We start from the raw sequence: 25,193 nt of genomic DNA on the forward strand, positions 1-25,193 counted from the left end.
TCGACACCGGCGGGAAGCGCGCACTCTGGCCAAGGCCGCGCTTCCTGCTTACACTGATGTCAATTGGAAGAGGTCCCCGACATGCCAGCCACACCGCCCGATTTCGACGTCCTGATCGTGGGAGCCGGCATTTCCGGGATCGGCATGGCCGCCCATCTCGAAATGCAGTGCCCGGACCGCAGCTACGCGATCCTGGAACGGCGCGAGAATCTGGGCGGGACATGGGACCTGTTCCGCTATCCCGGCATCCGTTCGGACAGCGACATGCACACGCTGGGCTTCGGGTTCGAACCGTGGAAGCACGAAAAATCCATCGCGGACGGCGCCTCGATCCTCGAATACCTGAACCGCATCGTGGACGAGCGGGATATCCGCCGGCACATCCGCTACCGGCACAAGGTCCTCTCCGCAGACTGGCGCGGTGCGCAAGCGCGCTGGCACGTGGCCATCGAACAGGAAGACGGCACGGTCCGCACCCTGACCGCAAACTGGCTTTATCTCGGCAGTGGCTATTACGATTACGACGAGCCGCACGATCCCGGTTTCGATACCGGGGACTTCGCCGGCACGGTGGTCCACCCGCAGTTCTGGCCGGACGATCTCGACTATACCGGGCGCAAGGTCGTGGTAATCGGATCGGGCGCGACTGCCGTCACGCTGGTCCCGGCGATGAGCCGCAAGGCGGCCAAGGTGACGATGCTGCAACGCACGCCGACCTGGATGTTCAGCCGCCCGTCGCACGACCGCATCGCCAACTTCCTGCGCAAGATCCTTCCGGAAAAGACGGCCTATGCCGTCACCCGCTGGAAGAACGTGAAGATGCAGGACATCGGCTTCAAGCGCGCCCTCGCCAAGCCCGAGAAGGTGGGCGAATTCCTGCACAAGAAGATCGAAAAGTCGCTCGGCGACAAGTTCGACGCCGCTCATTTCACACCGCCCTACGATCCGTGGGACCAGCGGCTGTGCCTGGTGCCGGACGACGACCTGTTCGAAGCCATCCGGGAGGACAGGGCAAATATCGTGACCGGGCGCATCCGCCGCTTCACTGCCTCCGGTGTGGAACTGGAAAGCGGCGAGACGCTGGAAGCGGACGTCATCGTGACCGCCACCGGCCTGAAACTGGCGGTGGCCGGGAAGATCGCCATCAGCGTGGACGGCGATCCTGTCGATTTTGCGGAGCGGTTCTATTACAAGGGCTGCATGTTCTCGAACCTGCCGAACCTCGCGGTGGTGTTCGGATACCTCAATGCCAGCTGGACGCTGCGCGCGGACATCAATTCCGATTATATCTGCCGCGTCCTCAACCACATGGCGCAGACCGGCGCCGATGTCGCCGTGCCGGTCCTGCCGGACGATCACGGGCTGGAGGAAGACGACGTGTTCGATTTTTCCAGCGGGTACATCCAGCGGTCCAAGCATATCATGCCGAAGAACGCGGTCGGCTTCCCCTGGCGGCTGAACCAGGAATATGTGCTGGACCGCAAGCGGATGGCATCCGATCCGGTGGACGACGGCATCCTGTCCTTCCGCGAAGCGGCCGCCGGCGCCGCATCCGAACGGCACTTGGAAGCGGCGGAGTAGGCCTTCCGCCTTTCCTCCTTCCCCCTTTCGTCCTTCCGCCCTAGATCGACGGCATGAGTTCTTCCGACCGCATCTATACCGCCGGTCTCGTCGTCATCGGTGACGAGATCCTGTCCGGTCGCACCCACGACCGGAACATCGCCCAGGTCGCCAGCTGGCTGCAGGTACAGGGCATCAGGCTGGACGAAGTGCGCGTGGTGCCCGACGTGCTGGAGCGGATCGTGGAAGCGGTGAACGCGCTGCGGGCGCGCAACGACTATCTCTTCACCACCGGCGGCATCGGCCCCACACATGACGACATCACGGTGGATGCCGTGGCGAACGCGCTGGGCGTGCCGGTCGTCATTCACCCGGAAGCGCGCGCGATCCTGGAACGATACTACGCCGACAAGGGCGGCGTGAACGAGGGCCGCCTGCGCATGGCCCGCACACCCGAAGGCGGCGAGCTGATCCCCAATATCCGGTCCGGCGCGCCGGGCATCAAGGTCGGCAACATCTTCCTGATGGCGGGCGTGCCGCATATCTGCGCCGGGATGCTGGATGCGCTGACGGGAACGCTGGAAGGCGGCGCGCCGCTGCTGAGCGAGACGGTCGGCGGCTTCATTCCCGAAAGCGAGGTCTCGGTCCTGCTGCGCGAGGTCGAGGCATCGCACGAGAACTGCCAGATCGGCAGCTATCCCTTCTTTCGCGAAGGCAAGGTCGGCGCGAATTTCGTGGTCCGCAGCACCGATGCCGGCGCCCTGCGGGCATGCGTCGATGCGCTGTGCGAAGGTCTGCGCGAGCTGGGCTTCGACTTCACGCCCGGCGGCATCTGAGGCCGGCGTCTGGGGCCGGTCACGCGGTCTTAACCGGCCTGCGCTAGGGCATTTGCCCATGACGACGGTCTACATCACGGTCGATACGGAGTATTCCTCCGGCATGGCGAACGGCCCCTGCCCGGCCGAGCGCGCGGAAAACTACGCCCGGTCCATCGCCTGCATCACGCAGGACGGGCCGAGCGGCCTTACCTACAAGCTGCAACGGCTGGAGGAATACGGCCAGAAGGCGGTCTTTTTCGTCGACCCGATGCCCGCGCTCGTCTGGGGCGTGGCGGCGATCGAGGATATCGTCGCGCCGATCCTCAATGCAGGCCAGGACGTGCAGTTGCACTGCCATACCGAATGGCTCGGCATCGCAGGTGCGGACAACCCCTTCGGCGTGACCGGGGACCACATCAAGGATTTCGCGCTGGAGGACCAGTGCCGGATCCTGGAATGGGCGCGGGACACTCTGGTTGCCGCCGGCGCGCGCATGCCGGTCGCGTTCCGGGCGGGCAATTACGGCGCCAACGACGATACGTTGCGCGCCCTGCGCCAGATCGGCATCCGCTACGACAGCAGCCACACGCCCGGCATCATCGACGGCCACTGCGCCATCTCGCTCGGCCCGGACGACCGGCAGGCCATGCTCCACAAGGGCATCGTCGAAGTGCCGGCGGGCTGCATCGCGACCATCGGCGGGGGCCTGCGCCATGCGCAGATCTGCGCCCTGTCGCTGCGCGAGATGACCGATGCGATCCGTCATGCGCGCAACGAAGGCCTGCCCTGTTTCACGCTGGTCTCGCACAGCTTCGAACTGGTCAACCGCCGCACGCTGCAGCCCAACAAGATCATCCGGGCGCGCTTCGACGGTCTGTGCCGATCGCTTCAGGCCATGCGCGGCGTGCGCACCGGCACCTATCACGACGATCCGCCGCTGCCCGACCCTTCGAAGCATTCGACCGAGCCGCTCCCCGCCGATGCCTGGCGCAGCAGCGTTCGCGTGGCGGAGCAACTGGTTTCGAACACGCTCTACGGCGCGCTGTGACCGCCCCTCCATACCCGGAGACGCAGGCGGTGGACATCCCGTTCGTAATCGGCTCGCGGCGGATCGCGTCCGTCCGGCGGCAGCTCGTCCCGGCCTCCTTCACGCTGGAAGACATACTGGAGCAGCGCGCCGGTCCGATCGATGCGGTTCCCGCCGGCGGCGCCGACGGGCTGCGTGTCATGTCCGCCCCGGTCGACCGGCTGGACTCCATCCGCGAAAAATTCGCAGGCTATGTCATGGGCGGCTACGCGGAATATCCGCGCCACTTCATCCGCATGGACGGGAGCTTCGAGGATTACCTCGCCGGCTTCTCCGGCAAGACCCGCTCGACCCTTCGCCGCAAGCAACGCAAGCTGGAGCAGGAGCTGGGTGGAACACTGGACATCCGGGAATACACCGACCCGGACCGGATCGAGCGCTTCTTCGACATCGCCGTGCCCCTCTCGCGCCGCACCTACCAGGCGCGGCTCCTCGATGCGGGCCTCCCGGAAAGCCCCGCCGCACGGCGAAAAACGGCCGAAAAGGCCGCCGCTGGGGACATGCGATGCTACCTCCTGTTCGCCGGCGAAGACCCGATCGCCTATCTCTCCCTGCCCGTAGAAAACCGCACCCTGGTCTACGCGCATCTCGGCTATGATCCTGATTGGGCGAGACTTTCTCCGGGCACGGTGTTGCAAATGGTGGCGCTGGAACGGCTCTTCGCGGAAAACCGGTTCAGCTATTTCGACTTCACCGAAGGCGACGGCGCGCACAAGGCGATGTTCGGAACCGACAGCGTCCGCTGCGCCTCCTTCTACCTCCTACGCCCATCGTTGGCGAACCGCTCGCTCCTCTGGTCGCTGACCGCATTCGACAACGCAGTCGCCGCAACGAAAGCAACCGCCGAGCGCATCGGCGCCGTATCCGCCGCGCGCCGCATCCTGCGCGCCTGAGGTTGGGGAGTCTCCCTCGGGGAACCGCGGGGCCTCCTCCGCGATGTAGGCAGCAGACGTCCGGTCGCAGAAGGATACCGTCCATGAATACCACCACTCTCATCATCATAGCGGTGGTGATCGTCCTGCTCGTTTTCGCCTACTGGATCGTGCAGCGACGGACCACGGATCACCTGCGCGAAGGCTTCGGCGAGGAATACGATCAGGCGGTTGCAAGCAAGGGCAGCCTTTCGAAGGCGGAGCGCGAACTCGCGGAACGGCAGAAACGCGTCTCCCAGTACGAAATCACGCCCCTAACCACGCAACAGCGGGCCGAATTCTCGGCGCGCTGGCAAGCGGTCCAAGGTGAATTCGTGGACGATCCCGGCAGTGCCAACACGAATGCCGCGGCGCTCGTCAGGGATGCTATGCAGGCCCGCGGCTACCCGACCGAGAACTTCGAGAGCCAGGCCGCCGATTTGTCGGTGGAGCATCCCAAGGTCGTACAACATTACCGCGCGGCGCACACCGTTGCGCTCAAGCATACCGATGGCGAGGCCACGACCGAAGAACTGCGCCGCGCCATGCAGGACTACCGCGCGCTATTCGATGTTCTGGTGACCGACGGCGCGGAGGACAGCCACGAGAGGACGGTCGTGAGCCGCGACCTGCCGCCCACGTCACCCCATTCGCCCTGATCCTCTCAGAGGTCGATATCCTTGCGCGGTTCCTCGGCCATTTCTTCCCGCAGCTTCTTTGCGCCGAGATCAGCTTCGCGCTCCGCCCCGCGCTTGTCGGAACGATTACGCGACCACGCATAGATCAGGGCAGCCAGCAGAAGTACGGGGCCGAGTACGGTAACGATCGGGAGAATATCCATCCGGGTTTCCTTCGTTGTCCTTTCCCGTCCAACGCGGAAACGCGCGGTTCTTTCCGCTGACCGGGCGAAAGACCGCCGGACATCGGACCGCACATGCGAAAAGGGCCGGAGGATTTCTCCCCCGGCCCTTTTTCTAAGACTAAGTAGCTGACCCCCGGATCAGGCGCCCTCGACTTCCGCGAGGTCGATCTTCAGGCCCGGCCCCATCGACGAGGTCAGGGAGACCTTGCGGACGTACTTGCCCTTCGCGCCCGACGGCTTCGCCTTCACGACCGCGTCGGTGATCGCCTTGAAATTGGCCTTCAGCTTGTCGTCCTCGAACGAGAGCTTGCCGATACCCGAGTGGATGATGCCCATCTTCTCGACACGGAACTCGACTTGGCCGCCCTTGGCGTCCTTTACGGCCTGCTCCACGTTCGGAGTGACGGTGCCCAGCTTCGGGTTCGGCATCAGGCCCTTGGGACCGAGAACCTTACCGAGACGGCCGACGACGCCCATCATGTCCGGCGTGGCGATCACGCGGTCATAATCGAGGTTGCCGTTCTGCATGTCTTCCATCAGGTCTTCCGCACCGACCTTGTCGGCACCGGCGGCCAGCGCCTTGTCGGCATTGTCGCCCTTGGCGAACACGGCGACCTTCACGTCCTTGCCGGTACCCGACGGGAGCGAGACCATGCCGCGCACCATCTGGTCCGCGTGGCGCGGATCGACGCCCAGGTTCATCGCGACTTCGACCGTCTGGTCGAACTTCACGGTTTCGCCCAGTTCGCGCAGGAGACCCAGCGCTTCTTCAAGGGTGTAGAGCTTTTCGCTGTCGGTCTTCTCGGCAACGATCTTCTGACGCTTCGTCATGGTAGCCATGTTCAGCCCTCCACCACTTCGAGGCCCATCGAGCGGGCGGAGCCGGCGATGATCTTCTTGGCCTGTTCGATGTCGTTCGCATTGAGATCGGCCATCTTGGTTTCGGCGATCTCGGCGAGCTGGCTCTGCTTGATCGAGCCGATGATGTTCTTGCCGGGCTCCTTCGAACCGGACTTGATCTTCATCGCCTTCTTGATGAGGAAGCTGGCCGGCGGGCTCTTGGTGACGAAGGTGAAGCTGCGATCCGCATAGACCGTGATCTTGGTCGGGATCGGTGCGCCCTTCTCGAGATCCTGCGTCGCGGCGTTGAACGCCTTGCAGAATTCCATGATATTGACGCCGCGCTGACCGAGCGCAGGGCCGATCGGCGGGGACGGATTGGCGGTGCCGGCGGGCACCTGAAGGTTGATGTAACCTTCGATCTTCTTGGCCATGGGAGGCCTCCTTTTCTCACTGTCGGCACCGCGGATCGCGATGCCTCATGGTAAGCGGTAATGGCGGGCCGCCTTGGCGACCCTTCCGCGGTTTACCGGTCCGACGCGACGAACGCGGGAACCGGAGCGGCGCACATAGCGTGCGCCCTCGATTCTGCAAGCTTTAGTGTATCTGCACGAGCAGGCGCAGAAAGAACCGAATCCGAGTTTCGCTGCCCTACTTGACCAGTTCGACCTGTTCGAATTCGAGTTCGACCGGGGTCGCGCGGCCGAAGATGCTGACGCTGACCTTGACCTTCGCCTTGTCGAAATCGAGTTCTTCCACGACGCCGTTGAAGCTGGCAAAGGGACCGTCGAGAACCTTGACCTGGTCGCCGATCTCGTAATCGATCGAAATGTCCTGCTTGGGCTTGGACTTCGCTTCTTCCACTCCGCCGAAATAGCGGGCGGCTTCCTTCTCGCTGATCGGCTGCGGCTTATTGTCGTTACCAAGGAAGCCGGTCACCTTCGGAGTGTTCTTGACGAGGTGGTACACGTCGTCCGTCAGCTTCAGCTTGGCGAGCACGTAGCCGGGCATGAACTTGCGTTCGACCTGCACCTTCTTGCCGCGCTTCACTTCCGTCACGGTTTCGGTGGGGACCTCTACCGCCTCGACGCCTTCGGACAGGCCAAGGCGTTCGGCTTCGGAAATGATCGCGTCGCGAACCTTGTTCTCGAAACCGGAATAGGCGTGAATGATGTACCAGCGGGCCATGAAATGTCCTGTGTCGTAGTGCGCGCTCAGACGAGCGACAGCAGCCATTGCACGATGGCGCCGAACGCCGAATCGATGCCGAAGAAGAAGAGCGAAAGGATCAGCGTCAGGATGAAGACGAAGATCGCCATCTGGACGGTTTCCTGACGGCTCGGCCAGACGACCTTGCTTGCTTCGGTGCGGACCTGCCGGATGAATTCGCCGGGATTGACCTTGGCCATGTGCCTCTTCGCCTTCGCGTTACTGTCTCGTGCCTTCCGGGATGGGGAGATCGCCGCCCCGGTTCAAGTCCGGGAGGGGCTTCATGAAGTCTCCGATGTCGGAAAGTGGCGGCTATCTAAGCCGGCCGTGCCGAATTGGCAAGACCGGACCGGGCGACGGGGCAAGGTGTGTGACAAAGCCGTTGCAGGGGTTACTTCCGGGCACTAGCGTGCCTGCCCAAAGGGATCACCTGAGGGGAAAAATTCATGGCAGTCGACGTACCGCAGTCGCTGGGCGACCGTCTCGTCCAGCCGGTCACCAACATATCGGACTTCATCTGGGTCGGCACGTGGAACGGGGTCGAAGTACTCCCCTTCCCGCCGATGACGATCGTCCTTCTGGGTATCGGGCTGTGGATCATGATCGGGCTGCGGTTCTATCCGATCGTCAAGCTCGGCAGCGCCTTCAAGGGTCTTTTCGCGAGCCGGAAGAGCGCGGGCGAAGGCGAGATCAGCCCGTTCGCCGCGCTTTCGACAGCGCTGTCCGGGCAGGTCGGCACGGGTAACCTCGCGGGCGTCGCAACGGCGATCGCGCTGGGCGGTCCCGGGGCGATCTTCTGGATGTGGATCACGGCCCTCTTCGGCATGGCGCTCGCCTTTGCCGAAGGCAGCCTGGCGATCCGGTATCGCGAGCGGACCAGCGACGGCGTCCTGCGCGGCGGCCCGATGACCTACATCATGATGGGCCTTGGCAAGAAGTGGACCTGGCTCGCCATCCTGTTCTGCCTCGGAACGCTTTTTTCCGCGCTCGTCACGGGCAACTCCATCCAGTCGAACGCGGTCGCGGACGGGCTCAACGAACTGTTCGGGATCGAGGAATGGCTCGGCGGGCTTATCGTGGCGATCCTGGTCTTCGTCGTCATCATCGGGGGCATCAAGTCCATCGGGAACGTGGCCGAAAAGGTCGTTCCGTTCATGGCAGCCGCCTACATCGTGATGGCCCTCATCGCGCTGATCCTGAATTTCGGCGATCTGGGCGAAACCTTCAGCCGCATATTCGCAGGAGCCTTCAGTGCGCAGGCGGCGAGCGGCGGGTTCGTTGGCGCAGCGCTGATTATCGCGATCCGCGCCGGCGTCGCGCGCGGTCTCTTCTCCAACGAGGCGGGCCAGGGCTCCACGGCCATCGCGCACGCGGTCGCGCAGACCAACGATCCCGAGCAACAGGGCCGGATGGCCATGCTCGGCACGTTTATCGACACGATCGTCATCTGCACCATGACCGCACTGGTCATCCTGACGGTGCGGGGCGATTTCACGGCCGGTGGTCAGCAGGTGCTCCATGCCTGGCAATCGGATCGCGTCGGCTTCGAAATGACCAGCGGCGCGTTCGCCGCGGCCTTCCCGTTCGAACTGGCATCCGTGCCGATCGGAACGCTGGTCGCATCCATCGCCCTCATCCTGTTCGTGTTCACCACTCTCCTTACCTGGAGCTATTACGGCGAGCGGGCGATCACCTTCCTGTACGACCGGATCCCCGGCTCCACCCGCGGCGGCGAACGCGTGCTGCACATGGCGTGGCGCGTTCTGTGGTGCGTCGTGATCTTCATCGGTGCGGCCCAGCCGAGCGAGCTGGTGTGGCGTTTGGGCGATATCTCGAACGCCGCAATGGCATTGCCCAACCTGCTCGCGCTCGCCCTGCTATCGGGCGTGGTATTCAAGCTGGCAAAAGGCCAGCGCGATGCCGGACGGACCCATACGGCCGAAACTCCGGAAGAACCCGAAGAATACTGATCGATGGAATCGAAAGGGGCCGGTCTCGCGACCGGTCCCTTCAAGACTAGATCGGATTGTCTCAGCGCCCGAACAAGCGGGCCAAAAGACCGGGTTCCTGCATCGGCTGTATCTTGCCGTGTTTCATCATGCGCATCGACGCATCGCTATGGGCGCGCGGCATCACCCAGGCATCGGGGCGACTGCTGCGGAAGCTGTAACTGGACATGGCTGACCTCCTTCAGTGTTGCCTCCATCCATCGCTACAAATGAACGCTTCGCCGTGAGGTTCCCATGAACCCGTGGTTCATGCGCGGCACATTTCCGTTAACGATCGAGACCTACGGAATATCGCGAACTTGGCGCGACGCCGATCGCGCGGAATGCGCGCCGCCAAGGTCAGCCTTCAAGGCCGCCGGGATTGATCCGAAGGAAAATGGCAGGGGTGACAGGATTCGAACCCGTGGCCCTCGGTTTTGGAGACCGATGCTCTACCAGCTGAGCTACACCCCTGCAGGTCGGGCGCGTCTAGAGCGAGCGGTTGCACTTGGCAAGCGGATGGTGAGATAGGAACCCCAACCGGACCCGATATCTCGATCATGCACGCTCCCTCCTTCCCCGTCATCCCCGTCGATACGCTCCTGATGGCCTATCGCAACGGCATCTTCCCGATGGCCGATGCGAGGGACGATCCGGATATCTTCTGGGTCGAACCGCAGGACCGGGCCATTATTCCGCTGGACGGGTTCCACTGCTCGAAATCGCTGAGGAAGATCCTGCGACAGGATCGCTTCAGGATTTCGATCGACGAGGCGTTCACCGATGTGATGAGCCTGTGCGCCGCGCCCCGCGACGAAGACGGCGACAGCTGGATCAGCTATCGTATCGCGGCGAGCTACCGCGACCTGTTCGATGCGGGCCACGCGCATTCGATCGAATGCTGGGACGGTTCGCGTCTGGTGGGCGGCTTGTACGGGGTCGCTTTCGATCGCGCCTTTTGTGGAGAGAGCATGTTTGCGCGGGCGGACAATGCCTCGAAAGTGGCGCTGGCCGCGCTCGTCGCCCTGATGCGTCGTGCGGGTTACGCCTTGCTGGACTGCCAGTTTCTTACACGCCACCTGTCGTCGCTCGGCGCAATTGAAATCAAGCAGGGTGCCTACCTCGCCCTGTTGGCGCAGGCGCGGGGCGAACCGCGCATGACCCTGCCGGACGCTTACGCGTCGCTGTCGGCAGAGTCCTCAGACGGGTCCGAGTCGACCCGGCCTTCCTCGTTCGGGAAGTCCATCGCGCAATCCTTGACCCAGACGTCGTAGACCGGGTGTTCCACCACGTTAACGCTGGGGGAATTCTTGAACAGCCAGCCGGAAAAGATACGCGGCCATTGGTCCTGGTTCCGGCTGTTGACGAACACCTGCACGAATGCGCCGGTTTCCTGTCGCATCTCCCAGGGTGCGGTCTTCTCGCATGTCGCCAGCCGGACGATGACGTCCCCCACCCGCCGCGATTCGCCGGGGCTGAGTTCGATGTCCTCGGAGATGTTGTTGCGCTTGTTCAGGATACCGAGCGTCGCGACCCGGTCCTCGCGCGGCGTGCCGATGCCGGCTTCTGCCGCGACATCTGTGCCGGCCTTCTGCTGCGGGCCTTGAGGGTCCCCGCCCTCCCGTGACGCGGGATCAACCCCCTCGAGGACAGGCTCGGACGGGGTCTCGTCCTCGCAAGCGGTAACGGACAGGGCCAGTAGCGCCGTCGCGCATGCTGCGGCGAATCGCATGGCTCAGCTATCCGGGGTCCAGGCTTCGTAATCCCCGATGGCCCGCACCCTTCTGCCGCCGCGCTCCAGCGCACCCTGCGGACGATAGGCCCCCGTGGTGCCGGTCGCGTTCGGTTCGTAATCGCTTTCCCAGATGCGCGGCGCGGGCAGGTAACTTTCCGGCACGTCCTGCACATCGGCCCCGTGCAGCCAGCCGTGCCATTCCGCCGGTACGTTGCTTGCGTCGTTGTTGCCGGCGTAGATCACCCAGCGACGCTCCCGCCCGATGTGGGAACCATCGGTGGGCAGGTTCTTGCGCTTGTTCCTGGCGCGATAATACTTGTTGCCGGCCGCATCCGTGCCGACGTGTTCGCCGCGCCGTGCGGTGAACAGGGAGGTGCCGATGGTGGCACCGTTCCACCACGTGAAGATCTTGCCGAGGACGCTCATACGGTGCGCGGGTTAGCGGATCGCCGGCCCCTCGCCAAGCGGTCAATATTCGACCGTATCCCCTGCCTCGATACCGAGTTCCGCGGCGCGCCCACCGACAATCTCGAAAACAGTCCCGGTAATGCCTTCGGCGCTCACGCTGTCGAGCGAATAAGGCGGCGTATTCGCCGCGATGTTGATGATCGTCCCGTCGGGATCGACGAAGATGATATCGAGCGGCAGCGGTGTGTTCTTCATCCAGAAACTGGCGACGTCCGGCGGGTTACGGATGAAGATCATGCCTTCGTTCGGGCCAAGTTCCGTCCGGAACATGAGACCGCGGGCCTGTTCTTCCCTGCTGCGAGCAACCTCCACGTCGAATTGGTGCTCGCCTTCATCGGTCCGTACCGTCAGCGGTATGACCTGCAAGCCGGAAACGGGGTGGGTTGAAGGCGCGGCCTTCTCGATCGGGGCCGGCTCCGAAGTGGCCTGCGGCGAACACGCGGCCATCAGGAACGCGCCTGAAATTGCGAGCAGATATTTCATAGTCTTGTCATTCCTCCGGCGAGGCCTGTGCCACCCAGTCTTCCAGGACATCGACCGAACCGGCGTCGACCACCATCCTCGCGCTGTCGAAGGAATGGCCTGCCCGAACCAATGCTGCAAGCTGCTTCTCCCGCTTTTTCGGGTCGGAGGCAGCATCGCCGAAGGGCCCGAAGCGTCGGCGCTTGGCAAGCGCGAAGGCAGCGGTGCGCTCGGCCGCTTCGTCGGGGGACGTCTCGTGTCGCAAGGTTTCTTCGATCCCGGCATGGTGCAGGGCCTGTCCGATCCGGCGTGCGCCATACCCACGCCGCAGAAGCGAATCCGCCTTCATCCGGGCGTAGGCGGCATCGTCCACGAAGCCGTGATGGACGAAACGCGCGACCAGTGCGTCCACGTCGGGTTCGGTTTCACCCGCCCATCCGCGCTCGTACAGCTTGCGATTCAGGTAGGTCCCGAGCTTGGCCGAACTGGTCGCAAATCTGGCCGCGTATGCGACCGCCAGTTCGTAAAGCCGGTCCTCATCGAGCGGCTTTGGAGAACGTTTTCGACGCTTTTTCTGCATGTCGCTGCTGCTCATTGGCCATAATCGTGCCACACTCATTGGGAAATGGACACGTTTGACAGGCGCGAGGTGTGGGAGACGCGCCGCAGGAGAGTGCAAACCGCATCCCCAGGGTGCCATAATGTACGGATTTCATTCACATTCTATGACCGATGACGCTTTGATGCCGACTCCGAACGATTGCTCGTTGCCGCGACGCAGGTCCGATTTCGCGACCTTCGCTGACGCGGTCGACTACGCCGCGAAGAGCGAGAGAGGACTGAATTTCCACGACATGCGTGGAACGCTGGTCCGCGTGTACACCTTTGCCGAGATGCGCGAGGACGCGCTCGCGATGGCCGCGAGGCTGGCCGATGCCGGTATCGGCAAGGGCGACCGCGTGGCGATGGTGGCCGAGACCTGTCCCGAATTCGCGGCATTGTTCTGCGGTGCCGTTTATCTGGGCGCCTGGCCGGTGCCGCTGCCCCTGCCGACCACGTTCGGGGGCAAGGAAAGCTATATCGAGCAGCTCGCCGTCCAGTTGCAGAGCTGCGATCCTGCCCTGCTGCTGTACCCGGAAGACATCGCGGACATGGCGCAGACGGCCTGCACGAAGCAGGGCTGCGACGGCATCGACTGGCAGAGCTTCGCCGCGCGGAGTGCCGAGCCACGCGAATTTGACCCGCCGCAGCCGGACGATATCTGCTACCTCCAGTATTCCAGCGGCTCGACCCGCTTTCCTACCGGAGTGGCCGTTACCCATCGCGCCCTGCTGCACAATTTGCGCGGGCACGCCCAGGCGACCAATGTCGGCGAAGGCGACCGCGTGGTCAGCTGGCTGCCGTGGTATCACGACATGGGCCTGGTCGGCTGCTTCCTGTCGGTCATCGCGAACCAGGTTTCGACCGATTACCTCAAGACCGAACATTTCGCGCGGCGCCCGCTCGCATGGCTCGATCTCATCAGCCGCAACGAGGGCACGACGCTCAGCTACTCGCCCACCTTCGGCTACGACATCTGCGCGCGGCGCATTTCGAGCCAAAGCCATGTCGCGGACCGGTTCGACCTGTCCCGCTGGCGGACGGCGGGCAACGGCGCGGACATGATCCGGCCCGACGTGATGCAGAATTTCGTCAACGCCTTCAGCGATGCGGGCTTCAAGGCGAGCGCCTTCACCCCCAGCTACGGCCTTGCGGAAGCGACCCTGGCCGTCACCGTGATGCCACCCGGCGAAGGGATTCGCGTCGAGCTGGTCGAGGAAGAGCGCCTTTCTGGCACCAAAAGCGACCTTACGCGCCCTGCCCGTTACCGTGCGATCGTCAATTGCGGTAAACCGCTTCCCGGCATTGACGTCGAGATCCGGGGCGAAGGCGATGCGCTGAAGGGTGACCACCAGATCGGCAAGGTCTGGTGCCGCGGCGAAAGCGTGATGCATTCCTACTTCCGCAATCCCGAAGCCACGCAGGACTGCCTCGTCGATGGCTGGCTGGACACGGGCGACATGGGCTACATGGCCGATGGCTACTTGTTCATCGTCGGCCGGGCGAAGGACATGATCATCATCAACGGCAAGAACCACTGGCCGCAGGACATCGAGTGGGCGGTGGAGCAGCTTCCCGGCTTCAACCATGGCGACATCGCGGCCTTCGCGCTCGAGACGGAAAACGGCGAGGAGTCCCCTGCCGTACTGGTACACTGTCGCGTATCGGATCCCGAAGAACGCGTGCGGCTTCACGAAAAGATTCGCGACAAGGTGCGCAGCATCACTGGAATGAACTGCGTGGTCGAACTCGTACCGCCGCGGACCCTTCCGCGCACGAGCAGCGGAAAACTGAGCCGCGCAAAGGCGAAGAAGCTCTATCTCGAAGGCGAGATCAAGCCGCTGGAACTGCCGCAGGCCGCCTGAGACCTGCTCAGTTGTCCGGGGCCGCCCAGCGCGCCCGGACCGTTTCCGAAGGCTCGGTCGAGGCGGTCGTGTCCACGCCTGCGTTCCCGAGAAGATCGATTGCACGCGAGCGATCTTCCGCAGGGCCGGACACCTCGATTTCGTCTCCCAGGCGGTTTGCAGCCCAGGCGATAATCTCCAGCGCTGCCGTACCGCCCTGGGTTGGCGCGCGTCCGTCCCCGACTTCCGCATTCTCGAACGGGATAGCCGGCAGCGTTGCGCGCGGGGGTATCATCTCGATCCGCCAGTCCTGCTCGGTCGACGCGATACGCTGCTCCAGCGCGTAATAGGTCGCCATGGTGGCATCCGGTAGCGGAGCGGCCCGGACGATCGCACGGCGGCGCTGCCGGTCGATCGTGACCTCGTCGGTCGACACGCCGGCAGCAAGCGACAGGCGCATCGCGAGATTGTCCGCCCGCCTCTGTGCTTCGCGCGCTTCCTCCTGCAAGTTGGCCGAGGCCAGCTGCGCGCGTTCGGCGCTTTCCTCGTCCCTTACCAGCAACTGGTTCAGCTCCACCCGCACGGGCCGCTCCAGCAGACGCGCGAGGCGCCGCTCCGCAAGCTCCTGCGCGTCGTTGACGTATTCGGTGGTCCAGACGTCCGCCGTGATCGAAAGCGGCTCCACGTCGAAATTGATCTCGGGCGTGGAAAAGCGGGACGATTCCTCGAAAATGGCGCTCAGTTCACTGCGGACCTGTTGTCCTGCCCGCGCTTCCCACGCGATCCGACTGAGGGAGAACCCAAGCGGCACCGCAAGAGCCACGAACATCACGCCGATCATCAGGTTCTGCAGCTGGGACTGCCGCTCCGTCAGCATGGAGTCGAAACCGTACACGCGCGCCATGACGGCCGCCGTCAGCGCGATCGTCACGAGGTTCGTGATGTAGAGGAGCAGCGCGCCGGAAAAGACCGTCCAGTTGAAAGTGGCAAGTCCAAAGCCGACGACTGCGAGCGGCGGCATCAGGGCCGTGGCGATTGCGACGCCGACGATGGTGCCCTCGCGCCCCCGGATCATGGCGTAGGCGCCCGCCAGCGAGGAGAACAGGGCGACCAGCAGGTCGAACAGGTTCGGGCGGGTGCGCGATGCGATTTCCTGCGTGATGTCCTGCAAGGGCGACAGGAACACGATCACGGCGCACAGGCCGATCGCCATGATCGAACCCCAACCCAGCGACACGGCCGATTGGCGAAGCCAGCGATAGTCGCCGATCGCGAGCGCGAAACCGAGCCCCATGATCGGCCCCATCAGGGGAGAAAGCAGCATCGCGCCGATCACGACCGCGGGAGAGGAAAGGAGGAGGCCGAGTATGGCGATCCCGCCGCTCATCGCAGTCATGAACATGTAGCGCGAGGACATGGAACATTCCTCACGCCGCTTGGCGATCACTTCGGCCTGCTCGACCGTGTCGACCATCGCGCTGTGCCACCAGCGATTGAAGCTGAGCATGACCCTCCTGAACGACCCGCGGGCGGGCTGCGAAGGCGAAGGGCTGGTCGGTGATGTGGCCAAGACGAGGAAGTCCGCTTTGCTAACGAATGACGGGGCCACGGTTAGCCGACCGTCGCGCTCCATGAAAGCATGGACGCGCGTGCGCCTATGCGGCAAGGTTGAAAGGCGTGTCTTAGATGCCTAATACACTCGCAGGACCCATGAGGAAAACCATGAGCGCGACCGAAACCAAGACTGCAACTGCGACCGACCTCGAATTGACCGCGCCCGATCCCGTGCCGGAAGTGGCGCCCGAGAAGGCGGCAGGCCTCGTGCCTGTCTCTGCGGAGACGAAGAGCAAGCTCGACAAGAAGGTCGAAGGGTTCGTTTCCGAACTGCTGGCACAGGACGCGAACTCGCCCGAGTTCGGCAAGAAGGTCGATCAGCTGACCAATATGGGCCGCAAGGAAATCATGGCGGCCAGCCAGATGTCGAACCGGTTCCTCGACCGCCCCGTTCGCGCCATGGACAAGGACGAGGGCGTCGGTGCCAACCTGGCGGAGTTGCGGACCGTGGTCGAGGAACTCGATCCGTCGCGGCGCGGCAAGCTTACCGGCTCCAACAAGATTCTCGGCATCATTCCCTGGGGCAACAAGCTCAAGAGCTATTTCCGCAGCTACCAGAGCGCGCAGACGCACATCCAGCAGATCCTTAACAAGCTCGCCAACGGCAAGGACGAGCTCCTGATGGACAATGCGGCGATCGACGTGGAGCGCCAGAAGCTGTGGGAAGCGATGGGTGATCTGGAGCAGATGATCCATATTTCCAATTCGCTGGACGCGAAGCTGGAAGAAAAGGCGCTGGAGCTCGACGCGACCGATCCGCAAAAAGCGAAAGCAGTGCGCGAAACCGCACTCTTCTACGTCCGTCAGCGGACCCAGGACCTGCTCACGCAGATGGCCGTCAGCGTCCAGGGATATCTGGCCCTCGACCTCGTCAAGAAGAACAATGTCGAACTGGTGAAGGGCGTCGATCGCGCAAGCACCACGACCGTCGGAGCGCTTCGTACGGCCGTGACGGTAAGCGAGGCGATGACCAACCAGCGCCTGGTTCTCGGACAGATTACCGCACTCAACGAGACGACCGCCGGGATCATCGATTCGACCAGCAAGATGCTGCGCGAACAGACCGGCAAGATCCACGAACAGGCCGCGTCGAGCACCATCCCGCTGGAAACGCTCCAGCGCGCGTTCCAGAATATCTACGACACCATGGACGAGGTCGACCAGTTCAAGCTGCGCGCGCTCGACAGCATGAAGCAGACCGTGACGGTGCTGACCGACGAAGTCGAGAAGTCGAAGGGCTATATCGCCCGTGCCGAAGGGCAGGCGCGTGCGCAGCAGCAGATCGGCAGCGAGACCAGCTTGCTGACGGTCGAAGACTGAGCGCCGGGATAACGCGATGAGCGACCTGACCACCCAGTCCGACAGGCTGATCGAAGAGGGCCGGATCCTGGCGCGGGACAACCGCGCCGGCGGGCGGCACCGTCAGACAGGGTCGATCGGGAAAGGGTCGGCCAAGCTGAAAATGCAGCACTGGACCCGTAAACTGGTGCGCATCATCCTGGCGATCGGCGCCATCATGGTGGCCGCCGTTGCCGCGGGCATCATCATCGGCGGTATCGGATTTACCGGTGTCATGCTGACGATCCTGGCCGTCATCGCGGCCATCGTCGCTTTCACCGTCTTTCCGAAGATGGAAGTTCCGAAGCGGGCGGACCTCAACAAGGGCGATGTGCGCCAGATGGTCGGGCGCACCGAGTTGTGGCTCGAATCCCAACGCGCGGCCCTGCCCGCCCCGGCAGCGAACATCGTGAGCGAAATGGGCGTGCAACTCGATACTCTAGGCATGCAACTGGAAGCGGTCGAGCAGGATCACCCCAAGACGCACGAAATTCGGCGCCTGGTCGGCGAAATCCTGCCCGAGACGATCGACAGCTATCACAAAATCCCCGGGCATCTCCGGACCGAAAAGCGTGCCGGCACCACGCCTGACCAGCAATTGACGGAAAGCCTCGGCAATATCAGCAAGGAAATCGACGCGGTGACGCGGCAACTTGCCGACGGAGCGCTGGACGATCTGGCCATCCGTCATCGTTATCTGGAAAACCGCTCGAGCGACGAAGAAGGACCTGCAGCCTGATGCGCGTTGCTATCCCGCACGACTTGCCGCGCGACGAAGTTCGCCGGCGCATGAACGAGCGCACGCCCGATCTGGGCAAGTACATCCCCGGAGGGATGGCCGACGTGAAGACCGAGTGGCTGACGCAGGACCGCATGCAGATGCGCGTTGCGGCCATGGGGCAGACGGTGGCCGGTCACGTTGATATCGAGGACACTCAGCTGGTCTTCCAGCTGGATCTTCCGCCTGCCCTGTCCTTCTTCGCGCCCGTCGTGGAAAAAGCCGTGCGTGCCAATGGAGAGAAACTGCTGGCGCCGCCCAACTCCTGATAGCGGATCGGCAGCAGCTACCGGAATGTGGTGGATGTTAGACGTTCCGGTCCAGTTCCAGGTAGGTCTCGGGAATGCGCAGCGCGGCGGATGCTGCCTGAGTTTCGCGGACGAACAGCATCAGCGCGGTCATCAGCAATCCGATCGACACGATAAACACGCCGGCAGCGATCTGCGGATAGTCGAGTCCCGCGAACTCTCCGACGAACAGCAGGACTACGGTCAGCCCGATTGCCAGACCTGCCCAGACCAGGAGAACGATGGCCCTTCCGATCAGCTCGATGCGTCGTGCGATGATCCTGAGCTCCAGCACGCACTTGTCGTGTTCGACACCAGTAGTCTGTCCATGCAGCACCTCCAGTTCGCGCGACCGATCGACAACGCGGCCCAATCGGGCCGAAAGCAGGTTCATGAGATTGGCTATGGCCACCAGGACGAAGACGGGCGCCAGCGCCAGCTGGATAGTCTGGGCAATCATCGATCCGTTCCAGAAACCGGGCGCGCCAGGAGGTAGGCGGCGTCCTCATCGCACGCAATGCCCGATGCGCCTGCCGCGTTCGCAGCCTCGCCCGGCGCCAACGCCAGACCATCCAGTTTCAGATGACCCGAAAGCGGTAATACCAGGCACGCGTCCGAGTATCGGCGCCGGATCGCTTCAGGCGGAGAGCCGACGCACAGGTCCAGCAGGAACTTCGGCCCGTCCACCAGTGTGGACGGCCGGGCCAGATCGAAGCTGGCAAAATGTTGCGGGTCGGCGGGGCCCCGGTCCGCGATGGCCAGCGCCTCGTCCAGATGCAGCTCGCGAGGCCTGCCGTAGTCGTAGAGACGATAAGTCACGTCGCTGTTCTGCTGGATTTCCACCAGCGTGATCCCGGCCCCGATCGCATGCACCGTGCCCGCAGGCAGGTAGAAGAAATCGCCCCGGCGGACTTCATGCCAAACGAGCAGGCTCTCGATCGATCCGTCCAGCGCGGCGGCCTTGAGCTCGTCGTCGTCCAGCTTTCGCGCGAGCCCGACAGCGATCGGGGCCCCCGGTTCGGCATCGAGGATCAGCCAGCACTCTTCCTTACCGCGCGCACCTTCCGGCGCCCGCGCATCGTCGGGATGGACCTGCACCGACAGTTTTTCGCTCGTGAAAAGATATTTTGCGAGGAGATCCTGCAGCGGGGCGACCGGATCGAACCAGATCTCGCCGATCCTCTTGCCGCCGGCATCGAAGGGCGCGGGCAGCACGTCCCTGCCCCACACCTTTTCCACCCTGATCTGCGGCAGCTTCTGCATCGGCTCAGGTCTTCGTCACGCCGGGCAGCTTGCCCACCCGCTGGGCCTCGTCGGCGTCGATGACCAGGACCTGATCACCGTCCACCACGACGATGACATTCTCCAGCCCGATGGCCGAGACGCGCGGTCCGTCACTCTGGACTATGACATTTCGGCATTCGACGAGGTCTGCCTTGCCCCTGATCGCATTGCCGTTCTCGTCCTTTTCGCGGGCGGTCCGGACCGCGTTCCAGTCGCCGATATCCGACCATTCCATCGAAGCGGCCACCATGGCGGCCCGGTCGGTGTTCTCCATGACCGCGTAATCGACGGACTCCCCCTCTATCCCGGCGAAAGCGTCGGCATCCGGCAGGAAGATTCCGTCCTCGTCCCTACCCCGCGCGACCGATTGACGGATTGCCGAGATCATGTCCGGACGATAGCGCTCCAGCTCGTCGAGAAAGCAGCCGGCCCGGAAGCAGAACAGCCCGCCATTCCAGCTATAGCCGCCATCGTCCAGATAGGCGCGGGCGCGTTCCCGGTCCGGCTTCTCGACGAATTCCGCCACGCGGAAGCCGCTGCCGAGGGCAACGCCCTTTTTCAGGTAGCCGTAGCCGGTCTCGGGCCGGGTTGCTTCGATGCCGAAAGTTACCAGCCAGTCCTCCCGGGCCAGCGCCGCGGCGGCTTCGACGGCGGCGCGAAATGCGACCTCGTCCCCGATATGGTGGTCGCTGGGGCAGACCAGCATGATGGCGTCTTCGGGCAGTTGCAGGGCGGCGAGCGCTATCGCGGGCGCGGTGTTGCGCCCTTCGGGTTCGATGATGATGGATACATCTTCGTAGTCGCCTGTCGCATCGGCGAGCAGTTCGCGGTGCCTGCGACCGCCGACGATGATCGGCGGGTGATACAGCTTCCTGCTGCTGCAGCGCTGCAATGTCGCGTCGAGCATGGTGTCCCGTCCCACGACCGGCAGGAACGGCTTGGGCCTTTGGGACCTGCTGTAGGGCCACAGCCGGGTGCCGCTTCCGCCGCAGAGAATGACGGGATGTATCATGCGTTTGCCATCGAGGTCATGGCGCGCCTGTGCCCGTAGCGGCTCCGTGTTGCAATCGCCGTCTCGGCTCTGCGAGGCGCCGGGCGTTTGTTCAGCACGATCCGGCGCAGAAGCGTTGCCGGTAGCCGGCCTGCGCCGGGATCAAATCGCCGAACTGGTCGCGTGCCGGTTCCCAGCGTGCCTTTTCCCGCACCAGCGCGCAGATGCGGGCATTCACCTCGGGATCGGGATTGGGATCCGACACTCGGCAGTCGGTTGCGCGCCCGTCGGTGCCAACCGTCACGACTACCGTGACACTCGTGCCAAACCTTGTGGACCGGCCCCCTTCCGGTACCGGAAAATCGCGCGCATCGTTGATGGAGGTCGAAAGGAAGCGCGGCCTTTCGGCAACGCGCGGAACGCCATTTCCGCTCCCGGTCCCGCCCTGCCCGCTGCCGGTCCCGCTTCCGATTCCTGCAGCGCCGGTTCCCGCACCCTCGTCCCGGGCTCCGGACCGGTTGTCCCGTCCGGTCGAGGTCGCTTGTGGCGCAGGCGTCGGATCGGAGAGCGTCTGCGCGGGCTCGGGCACCTGCACGGGGCGAGGCGTCGCCTCCTGCCCGGGCGCACCCTGTGCGCCCTCGTCAGGCTCGGGAGGCGCGGGTGGCGGATCCGGCTGGTCCGGAGTTTCGACGGACACGGTGGTGAGAGCCTGCGCGATGTCCTGCTCGAACGCCCCCATCGTGTCAGGTACCAGGAAGCGGGCGAGTGCGTACAACGCCGCGAGGTGCAGGATCAGGATCGCGACGATCAGGGGGACGCTCGGACGCCGCCGGGTCGCGGTGTAGCTGCTGGGCTGCTCCATCGGCGCATGTTCAAGCGCAAGCGCGCGACCACCGCAATCCCCCGCGCACAAATCAAGCCAGCCCAAAACAAAACGGCGGCCCCTAAGGGACCGCCGTTCCGTTTTTTCAGATTTGAAGAGCCCTAGAACTCGTAGCTTACGCCGAGCTGGATCTTCCAGAGTGAGGACGAGGTCGTGATGAACGGATCACGCAGCGAAACCGTGCCTGCCGCATCATCGTACTGCCCGTTGATCGGGGTGTAGACGTAGCGTCCGTCGCCATCGACATTCGCTCGAACCAGCGCTTCCGAGTAGCCATACGACTCCCGTACATTCGCGCCGTCGTCCAGCAGGTTCAGGAAGTTGTCGAAATCGACGAACAGGCGCAGGCTGTCTTCCTTGAAACCGAACGCGCTCAGCGGCCCCGGAATTTCCTGACCGAACCGGAGGTCCAGGTCGTAGTACCAGTCGTTCCGGCAGCTGTTGCGTTCGATCGTCTGCCCACGGAAATCGTTGATGCAATCGTTGTTCGTGATGAACTGGTCGAGTGCATTGGCGAAATTCGCGTCAGCAAAAACAACATTGGGATCGTTCGGACCGGTCGGCACATAGAACAGCGAGTTGAAGTCACCGCTCGCACTGTCGTTCAGCACCGCCGAAGGGGCGTTGTCCCAGACGATCGAATACGGCCGTCCCGAAGTGGCCCGGAACACGAAGCCGAAGCTCGTCGCGTAGTCACCGAAGAACGCTTCGCGGAAGTTCAAGGCCGCCGTGATATTGTGACGGTTCTCGAATTCGGCAGTCGCAACATCGACCTGCTGACGATCCGCCGCTGCGACGATGTCGAAGCTGGAGGTCGCAGTCGAACTGTTCGAATACCGGTTGTTCTCCGAGTCGGTGTAGGCGTAGCCGACGTTGAAGTTTACGCCACCACCGTCGGTGAACAGGCCACGGCGCCAGTTCTTGCTGAACACCACGGACGCGATCTTGCTCTCGAAATCAGCACCGTTCGTAAGCTGGATTTCGTCGTCACGGCTGGTCGAGAAGCACGCCGCATTCACATTGGTATACTGCGGCGGACGACCGCCCTGATCGATCAGGGTTGCCGTACAACCATCGATGCTCGGATCAATCGCGCGGTAGATCGGGCGACCATCGACAGTGAAACCGTTGTTGCCGAGACGCGTGTCCACGACCTGAGACAGATCGACGAAGTCGACCGGGTTCTGGAAGCGGCTGTAAATGAAATCGAGGTTCAGACGCCAATCGGAGAAGAACCCGGTTTCCGTTCCAAATTCCGTCGAAAGACCGAAGTTCGCGCGCCAGACGGTCGGCTGCTTGAAGTCGGGATCGGTCGACTGGGTATCAGCGAGTCCGCCAGCGGACTGGTTCGACGCCTGGGTAACGACGCAAGCAGGAACCCCATTGAAGGTATTGCCGGTTGTCACGTCCGCTTGCCCGGTCGGGAAGCACCCGGCGCGGCCGGTCTGACCGAACCCGACGGCGAACCCGTTGTTCGAAAACGCGTTGGAGAAATAGACCGCCGGATCGCCGCCGGTGAAACGACCCACGCCACCCTTGATCTGCGTATTCCGGATGAACCCGTCATTGTACAGGTCGTAGGTCAGGCCGAGACGCGGCAGTACCACCGGATCGATTTTCCCGAAGCTGTTCGCATTCGTGAAGCCATAGCGATCGAAGAAGTTGGGGTTCGCATCCGGGGCGTCGCCCGAAAGCCACTCGAGACGAACGCCGGCGACAACGCCCAGCTGCTCGGTCGCCTGCCACTCGTCTTGGATATACGCGACCCAGGTGTTGCGCTTCCACTCGGCGGCTGCATCGTTGATGTCGCCGCTGGCGGTGAAGTTGCCGTACGCTCCGGCCGCTTCGCCTGCATTGATGGCATCGCCGTCCGGGAAGGTATTGGTTCCGCCGGACAGGATGCCGTTGGCGAAGTCGTCCAGATTGGTGAACGTCAGCGTTCCGGTCGAGTTCTGCGCGAACAGGTTGAACACGTCCAGCTGGTTGAATTCACCGCCAACCGTGATCGTGTGGTTATCCTGGTTGAAACGAGCGAGCGCCTTGATCTGCGTGACCGTGGTGTTGAGCTCGTTCGAGGTGCGGGAAAAGCCCGGGCCTGCCACGATTGAACCGTTGTTGCCGCCGTTGTTTACTCCGACGACGAACCGCGGCATCGGCATATCGCTCTGCGCTTCACCGCCACCCACAGGGCCCTGGATATCCTGCACCTCGGCGCGGCTGGCACGGATTTCGGTCGAGAAGTTGTCGGACCAGTCGGAATAGAGACGAACCGAGTAGTAGTCGCTCTCGGTGCCTTCGGCTTCGAAGCTGTTGAGACCGGTGAAGACACGGCTGGTAAGCGAGAAATCGTCTTCCTCGACGTTGATTTCTTCCAGGCGCTGGTAAGTCGCCTCGAGGCGGTGATCGTCGGTAATGTAGGCATCGATTCGGCCGAAATAGCGCGTGCTGTTTTCGGCCAGCGTCGTCGCCTGACCACCGGTTTCGAAGCCGTAGACATTGCTCAGGATGTCGGAGAAGCGATCGAAATCGGCCTGGGTGACGAAATCGACTTCGTTGGCGAAGCCTTGGCCGGGCAGGCCGGTCAGCTGACTGTCGGCAAGATCGGTTTCCTCATAGCCTGCAAAGAAGAACAGGCGATCGGGAATGATCGGACCGCCGAGCGTCGCGCCCCAGCGCTTCTCCTTGTAGGGAGCGCCAGAGAAGTTCGTGCCTTCGATGCTGTCGCCTTGAAGGCCGTCATCGGCGTATGTGAAGAAGGCAGAACCGTGGAACTCGTTCTGGCCCGACTTCGTCACGACGTTGATCGCACAGCCGGTGAACTGGCCGTACTGGACATCGAACGGAGCGAATTCGACCGAGGTTTCACGGATCGCATCGTAGGGAAGCGGCAGCGAATTGCGGCTAGCAAACGGCGTGCCGTTCAGGCCGAAGAGGTCGGATTGGGCGATGCCGTCGACCGTGAAAGCATTCGTGCGGTCGTTTCCGCCAAGGCAGGAAACACGATCGACTTCGTTCGAGCGGTCGAGGCTGACGCGCGGATCGATGCGGATGATGTCGCGAATGTCGCGGCTGATGGACGGAAACGACTCGAGCGTCTCTTCGCCGAACGACTGGCCGGGTCCGATCGCCCGCTGGCTGAGCTGGACGCGGGCACCGGTGACCACGATGATGTTTTCCGCACCGGTGGTGCTGGAAAGGGTGAAGGTAAGCTGCGTGTTGCCCTGAAGGTTCGTGAATACGTCTTCGACCGTCTGGCCTTCGTATCCGGACGCGGTGGCCGTCACGGAGTACGGACCGCCGGTCACGAGGCTATCCACGCGGAAGGATCCGTCGTTACCGACCGAAAGCGTACGGCTCGTACCGGTACGGGTGTCGGTCACGACGACCTCTCCCCCCGGGAGCGGATTGCCGGCTTCGTCCGTCACGAAACCTTGGATGCCGGTGGTGATCTGCTGGGCGGCGACAGGCGTCGATACCGTTGCGGCGGCGGAGAGACTGACGACGCTGGCCGCCAGGAGATACTTGAGCTTCATAGGAGATACGGTCCCTGTTCGTGTCCGGAGGAATGGTGGAGGAGAACAGGCGCGCCGATAGGGCGAGTAAAAGACGAAAAAAAGTAGGTCCGGTTACAGAT

Annotated in this window: 27 protein-coding genes and 1 tRNA gene; 11 read left to right on the forward strand and 17 right to left on the reverse strand. The window is 63.3% G+C overall.

Annotated elements, in window-relative coordinates:
• Window positions 1-81 precede the first annotated feature (81 nt).
• The 5 genes from AB1K63_RS07955 to AB1K63_RS07975 all read left to right on the forward strand — a co-directional run bounded on the left by AB1K63_RS07955 (window position 82) and on the right by AB1K63_RS07975 (window position 5,035).
• Window positions 82-1,581 (forward strand): NAD(P)/FAD-dependent oxidoreductase, encoded by a 1,500-nt coding sequence (locus tag AB1K63_RS07955; RefSeq protein ID WP_366959533.1) that lies wholly within the window; start codon window positions 82-84, stop codon window positions 1,579-1,581.
• A 53-nt stretch (window positions 1,582-1,634) separates the two neighbouring features.
• Complete coding sequence (locus AB1K63_RS07960; protein WP_366959535.1) at window positions 1,635-2,396, forward strand: molybdopterin-binding protein; 762 nt, start codon at window positions 1,635-1,637, stop codon at window positions 2,394-2,396.
• Between the two features lie 58 nt (window positions 2,397-2,454).
• Window positions 2,455-3,426 carry a polysaccharide deacetylase family protein gene (locus tag AB1K63_RS07965; protein WP_366959537.1) on the forward strand — a complete coding sequence of 324 codons (972 nt, stop codon included), beginning with the start codon at window positions 2,455-2,457 and terminating at the stop codon, window positions 3,424-3,426.
• On the forward strand, window positions 3,423-4,358 hold the full coding sequence (locus AB1K63_RS07970) for a GNAT family N-acetyltransferase (RefSeq protein WP_366959539.1): 936 nt from the start codon (window positions 3,423-3,425) through the stop codon (window positions 4,356-4,358). The genes AB1K63_RS07965 and AB1K63_RS07970 overlap by 4 nt, the downstream gene beginning before the upstream one ends.
• Before the next feature lie 83 nt (window positions 4,359-4,441).
• Entirely contained in the window at window positions 4,442-5,035 is a 594-nt protein-coding gene (locus AB1K63_RS07975) for a hypothetical protein (protein WP_366959540.1), read from the forward strand.
• A 5-nt stretch (window positions 5,036-5,040) separates the two neighbouring features.
• Here the strand turns inward: AB1K63_RS07975 and AB1K63_RS07980 are convergent, their stop codons facing one another.
• The 5 genes from AB1K63_RS07980 to secE all read right to left on the reverse strand — a co-directional run bounded on the left by AB1K63_RS07980 (window position 5,041) and on the right by secE (window position 7,487).
• Window positions 5,041-5,217: a hypothetical protein gene (locus AB1K63_RS07980; protein ID WP_366959542.1), complete on the reverse strand. Its 177-nt coding sequence runs from the start codon at window positions 5,215-5,217 to the stop codon at window positions 5,041-5,043.
• Window positions 5,218-5,376: 159 nt separating this feature from the next.
• Window positions 5,377-6,078, reverse strand: coding sequence for a 50S ribosomal protein L1 (gene rplA / locus AB1K63_RS07985; protein ID WP_366959543.1), 702 nt, complete (start codon window positions 6,076-6,078; stop codon window positions 5,377-5,379).
• Between the two features lie 2 nt (window positions 6,079-6,080).
• Window positions 6,081-6,512, reverse strand: a complete 432-nt coding sequence (gene rplK, locus AB1K63_RS07990) for a 50S ribosomal protein L11 (RefSeq protein ID WP_366959544.1) — start codon at window positions 6,510-6,512, stop codon at window positions 6,081-6,083.
• Between the two features lie 217 nt (window positions 6,513-6,729).
• Complete coding sequence (nusG, locus tag AB1K63_RS07995; RefSeq protein ID WP_366959546.1) at window positions 6,730-7,266, reverse strand: transcription termination/antitermination protein NusG; 537 nt, start codon at window positions 7,264-7,266, stop codon at window positions 6,730-6,732.
• A 26-nt stretch (window positions 7,267-7,292) separates the two neighbouring features.
• Window positions 7,293-7,487, reverse strand: coding sequence for a preprotein translocase subunit SecE (gene secE, locus AB1K63_RS08000; protein WP_366959548.1), 195 nt, complete (start codon window positions 7,485-7,487; stop codon window positions 7,293-7,295).
• A 246-nt stretch (window positions 7,488-7,733) separates the two neighbouring features.
• On the opposite strand from secE, the gene AB1K63_RS08005 reads away from it, so the two are divergent.
• Window positions 7,734-9,257 carry an alanine/glycine:cation symporter family protein gene (locus AB1K63_RS08005; RefSeq protein ID WP_366959550.1) on the forward strand — a complete coding sequence of 508 codons (1,524 nt, stop codon included), beginning with the start codon at window positions 7,734-7,736 and terminating at the stop codon, window positions 9,255-9,257.
• A gap of 61 nt (window positions 9,258-9,318) precedes the next feature.
• On the opposite strand, the gene AB1K63_RS08010 is transcribed toward AB1K63_RS08005, so the two are convergent.
• Both AB1K63_RS08010 and AB1K63_RS08015 read right to left on the reverse strand, forming a co-directional pair.
• Window positions 9,319-9,465, reverse strand: coding sequence for a hypothetical protein (locus tag AB1K63_RS08010; RefSeq protein WP_366959552.1), 147 nt, complete (start codon window positions 9,463-9,465; stop codon window positions 9,319-9,321).
• A gap of 208 nt (window positions 9,466-9,673) precedes the next feature.
• Window positions 9,674-9,749: transfer RNA gene (locus AB1K63_RS08015), tRNA-Trp, on the reverse strand.
• Window positions 9,750-9,835: 86 nt separating this feature from the next.
• Between AB1K63_RS08015 and aat the strand changes: the two genes are divergently transcribed.
• Entirely contained in the window at window positions 9,836-10,549 is a 714-nt protein-coding gene (aat, locus tag AB1K63_RS08020; RefSeq protein WP_366959554.1) for a leucyl/phenylalanyl-tRNA--protein transferase, read from the forward strand.
• On the opposite strand, the gene AB1K63_RS08025 is transcribed toward aat, so the two are convergent.
• The 4 genes from AB1K63_RS08025 to AB1K63_RS08040 are packed head-to-tail and all read right to left on the reverse strand — an operon-like array spanning window position 10,450 to window position 12,535.
• Window positions 10,450-11,007, reverse strand: a complete 558-nt coding sequence (locus AB1K63_RS08025) for a DUF2155 domain-containing protein (RefSeq protein WP_366959555.1) — start codon at window positions 11,005-11,007, stop codon at window positions 10,450-10,452. The genes aat and AB1K63_RS08025 overlap by 100 nt on opposite strands.
• Before the next feature lie 3 nt (window positions 11,008-11,010).
• Window positions 11,011-11,436: an NADH:ubiquinone oxidoreductase subunit NDUFA12 gene (locus AB1K63_RS08030; protein ID WP_366959556.1), complete on the reverse strand. Its 426-nt coding sequence runs from the start codon at window positions 11,434-11,436 to the stop codon at window positions 11,011-11,013.
• Between the two features lie 42 nt (window positions 11,437-11,478).
• Window positions 11,479-11,961, reverse strand: coding sequence for a DUF192 domain-containing protein (locus tag AB1K63_RS08035; protein WP_366959558.1), 483 nt, complete (start codon window positions 11,959-11,961; stop codon window positions 11,479-11,481).
• Between the two features lie 7 nt (window positions 11,962-11,968).
• Entirely contained in the window at window positions 11,969-12,535 is a 567-nt protein-coding gene (locus tag AB1K63_RS08040; protein WP_366959560.1) for a regulatory protein RecX, read from the reverse strand.
• A gap of 130 nt (window positions 12,536-12,665) precedes the next feature.
• Between AB1K63_RS08040 and AB1K63_RS08045 the strand changes: the two genes are divergently transcribed.
• Window positions 12,666-14,405, forward strand: coding sequence for a fatty acyl-AMP ligase (locus AB1K63_RS08045; protein WP_366959561.1), 1,740 nt, complete (start codon window positions 12,666-12,668; stop codon window positions 14,403-14,405).
• Between the two features lie 7 nt (window positions 14,406-14,412).
• On the opposite strand, the gene AB1K63_RS08050 is transcribed toward AB1K63_RS08045, so the two are convergent.
• Window positions 14,413-15,891: a TIGR00341 family protein gene (locus AB1K63_RS08050; protein ID WP_366959563.1), complete on the reverse strand. Its 1,479-nt coding sequence runs from the start codon at window positions 15,889-15,891 to the stop codon at window positions 14,413-14,415.
• 215 nt (window positions 15,892-16,106) lie between these two features.
• Between AB1K63_RS08050 and AB1K63_RS08055 the strand changes: the two genes are divergently transcribed.
• Genes AB1K63_RS08055 through AB1K63_RS08065 form a run of 3 tightly spaced genes read left to right on the forward strand, consistent with a single transcriptional unit; the run spans window position 16,107 to window position 18,383 of the window.
• Window positions 16,107-17,318 carry a toxic anion resistance protein gene (locus AB1K63_RS08055; RefSeq protein WP_366959565.1) on the forward strand — a complete coding sequence of 404 codons (1,212 nt, stop codon included), beginning with the start codon at window positions 16,107-16,109 and terminating at the stop codon, window positions 17,316-17,318.
• A gap of 16 nt (window positions 17,319-17,334) precedes the next feature.
• Window positions 17,335-18,075, forward strand: coding sequence for a hypothetical protein (locus tag AB1K63_RS08060; RefSeq protein ID WP_366959567.1), 741 nt, complete (start codon window positions 17,335-17,337; stop codon window positions 18,073-18,075).
• Window positions 18,075-18,383, forward strand: coding sequence for a polyhydroxyalkanoic acid system family protein (locus AB1K63_RS08065; protein WP_366959568.1), 309 nt, complete (start codon window positions 18,075-18,077; stop codon window positions 18,381-18,383). The genes AB1K63_RS08060 and AB1K63_RS08065 overlap by 1 nt, the downstream gene beginning before the upstream one ends.
• A 37-nt stretch (window positions 18,384-18,420) precedes the next feature.
• Here AB1K63_RS08065 and AB1K63_RS08070 read toward each other — a convergent pair whose 3' ends face one another.
• The 5 genes from AB1K63_RS08070 to AB1K63_RS08090 form a co-directional block, all read right to left on the reverse strand.
• Window positions 18,421-18,861, reverse strand: coding sequence for a DUF2721 domain-containing protein (locus tag AB1K63_RS08070; protein ID WP_366959569.1), 441 nt, complete (start codon window positions 18,859-18,861; stop codon window positions 18,421-18,423).
• On the reverse strand, window positions 18,858-19,664 hold the full coding sequence (locus AB1K63_RS08075) for a class I mannose-6-phosphate isomerase (RefSeq protein ID WP_366959571.1): 807 nt from the start codon (window positions 19,662-19,664) through the stop codon (window positions 18,858-18,860). The genes AB1K63_RS08070 and AB1K63_RS08075 overlap by 4 nt, the downstream gene beginning before the upstream one ends.
• Window positions 19,665-19,668: 4 nt before the next feature.
• The gene (locus AB1K63_RS08080; protein ID WP_366959573.1) at window positions 19,669-20,697 is read right to left on the reverse strand and encodes a mannose-1-phosphate guanylyltransferase; all 1,029 of its coding nucleotides are present in this window, start codon (window positions 20,695-20,697) and stop codon (window positions 19,669-19,671) included.
• A gap of 91 nt (window positions 20,698-20,788) precedes the next feature.
• Window positions 20,789-21,538, reverse strand: coding sequence for a hypothetical protein (locus AB1K63_RS08085; RefSeq protein WP_366959575.1), 750 nt, complete (start codon window positions 21,536-21,538; stop codon window positions 20,789-20,791).
• Window positions 21,539-21,660: 122 nt separating this feature from the next.
• Window positions 21,661-25,092, reverse strand: a complete 3,432-nt coding sequence (locus AB1K63_RS08090) for a carboxypeptidase regulatory-like domain-containing protein (RefSeq protein WP_366959576.1) — start codon at window positions 25,090-25,092, stop codon at window positions 21,661-21,663.
• Window positions 25,093-25,193 lie beyond the last annotated feature (101 nt).

Origin of the sequence: Qipengyuania sp. JC766, from assembly GCF_040717445.1 — a bacterium.
Taxonomy (GTDB): Bacteria; Pseudomonadota; Alphaproteobacteria; order Sphingomonadales; family Sphingomonadaceae; genus JC766.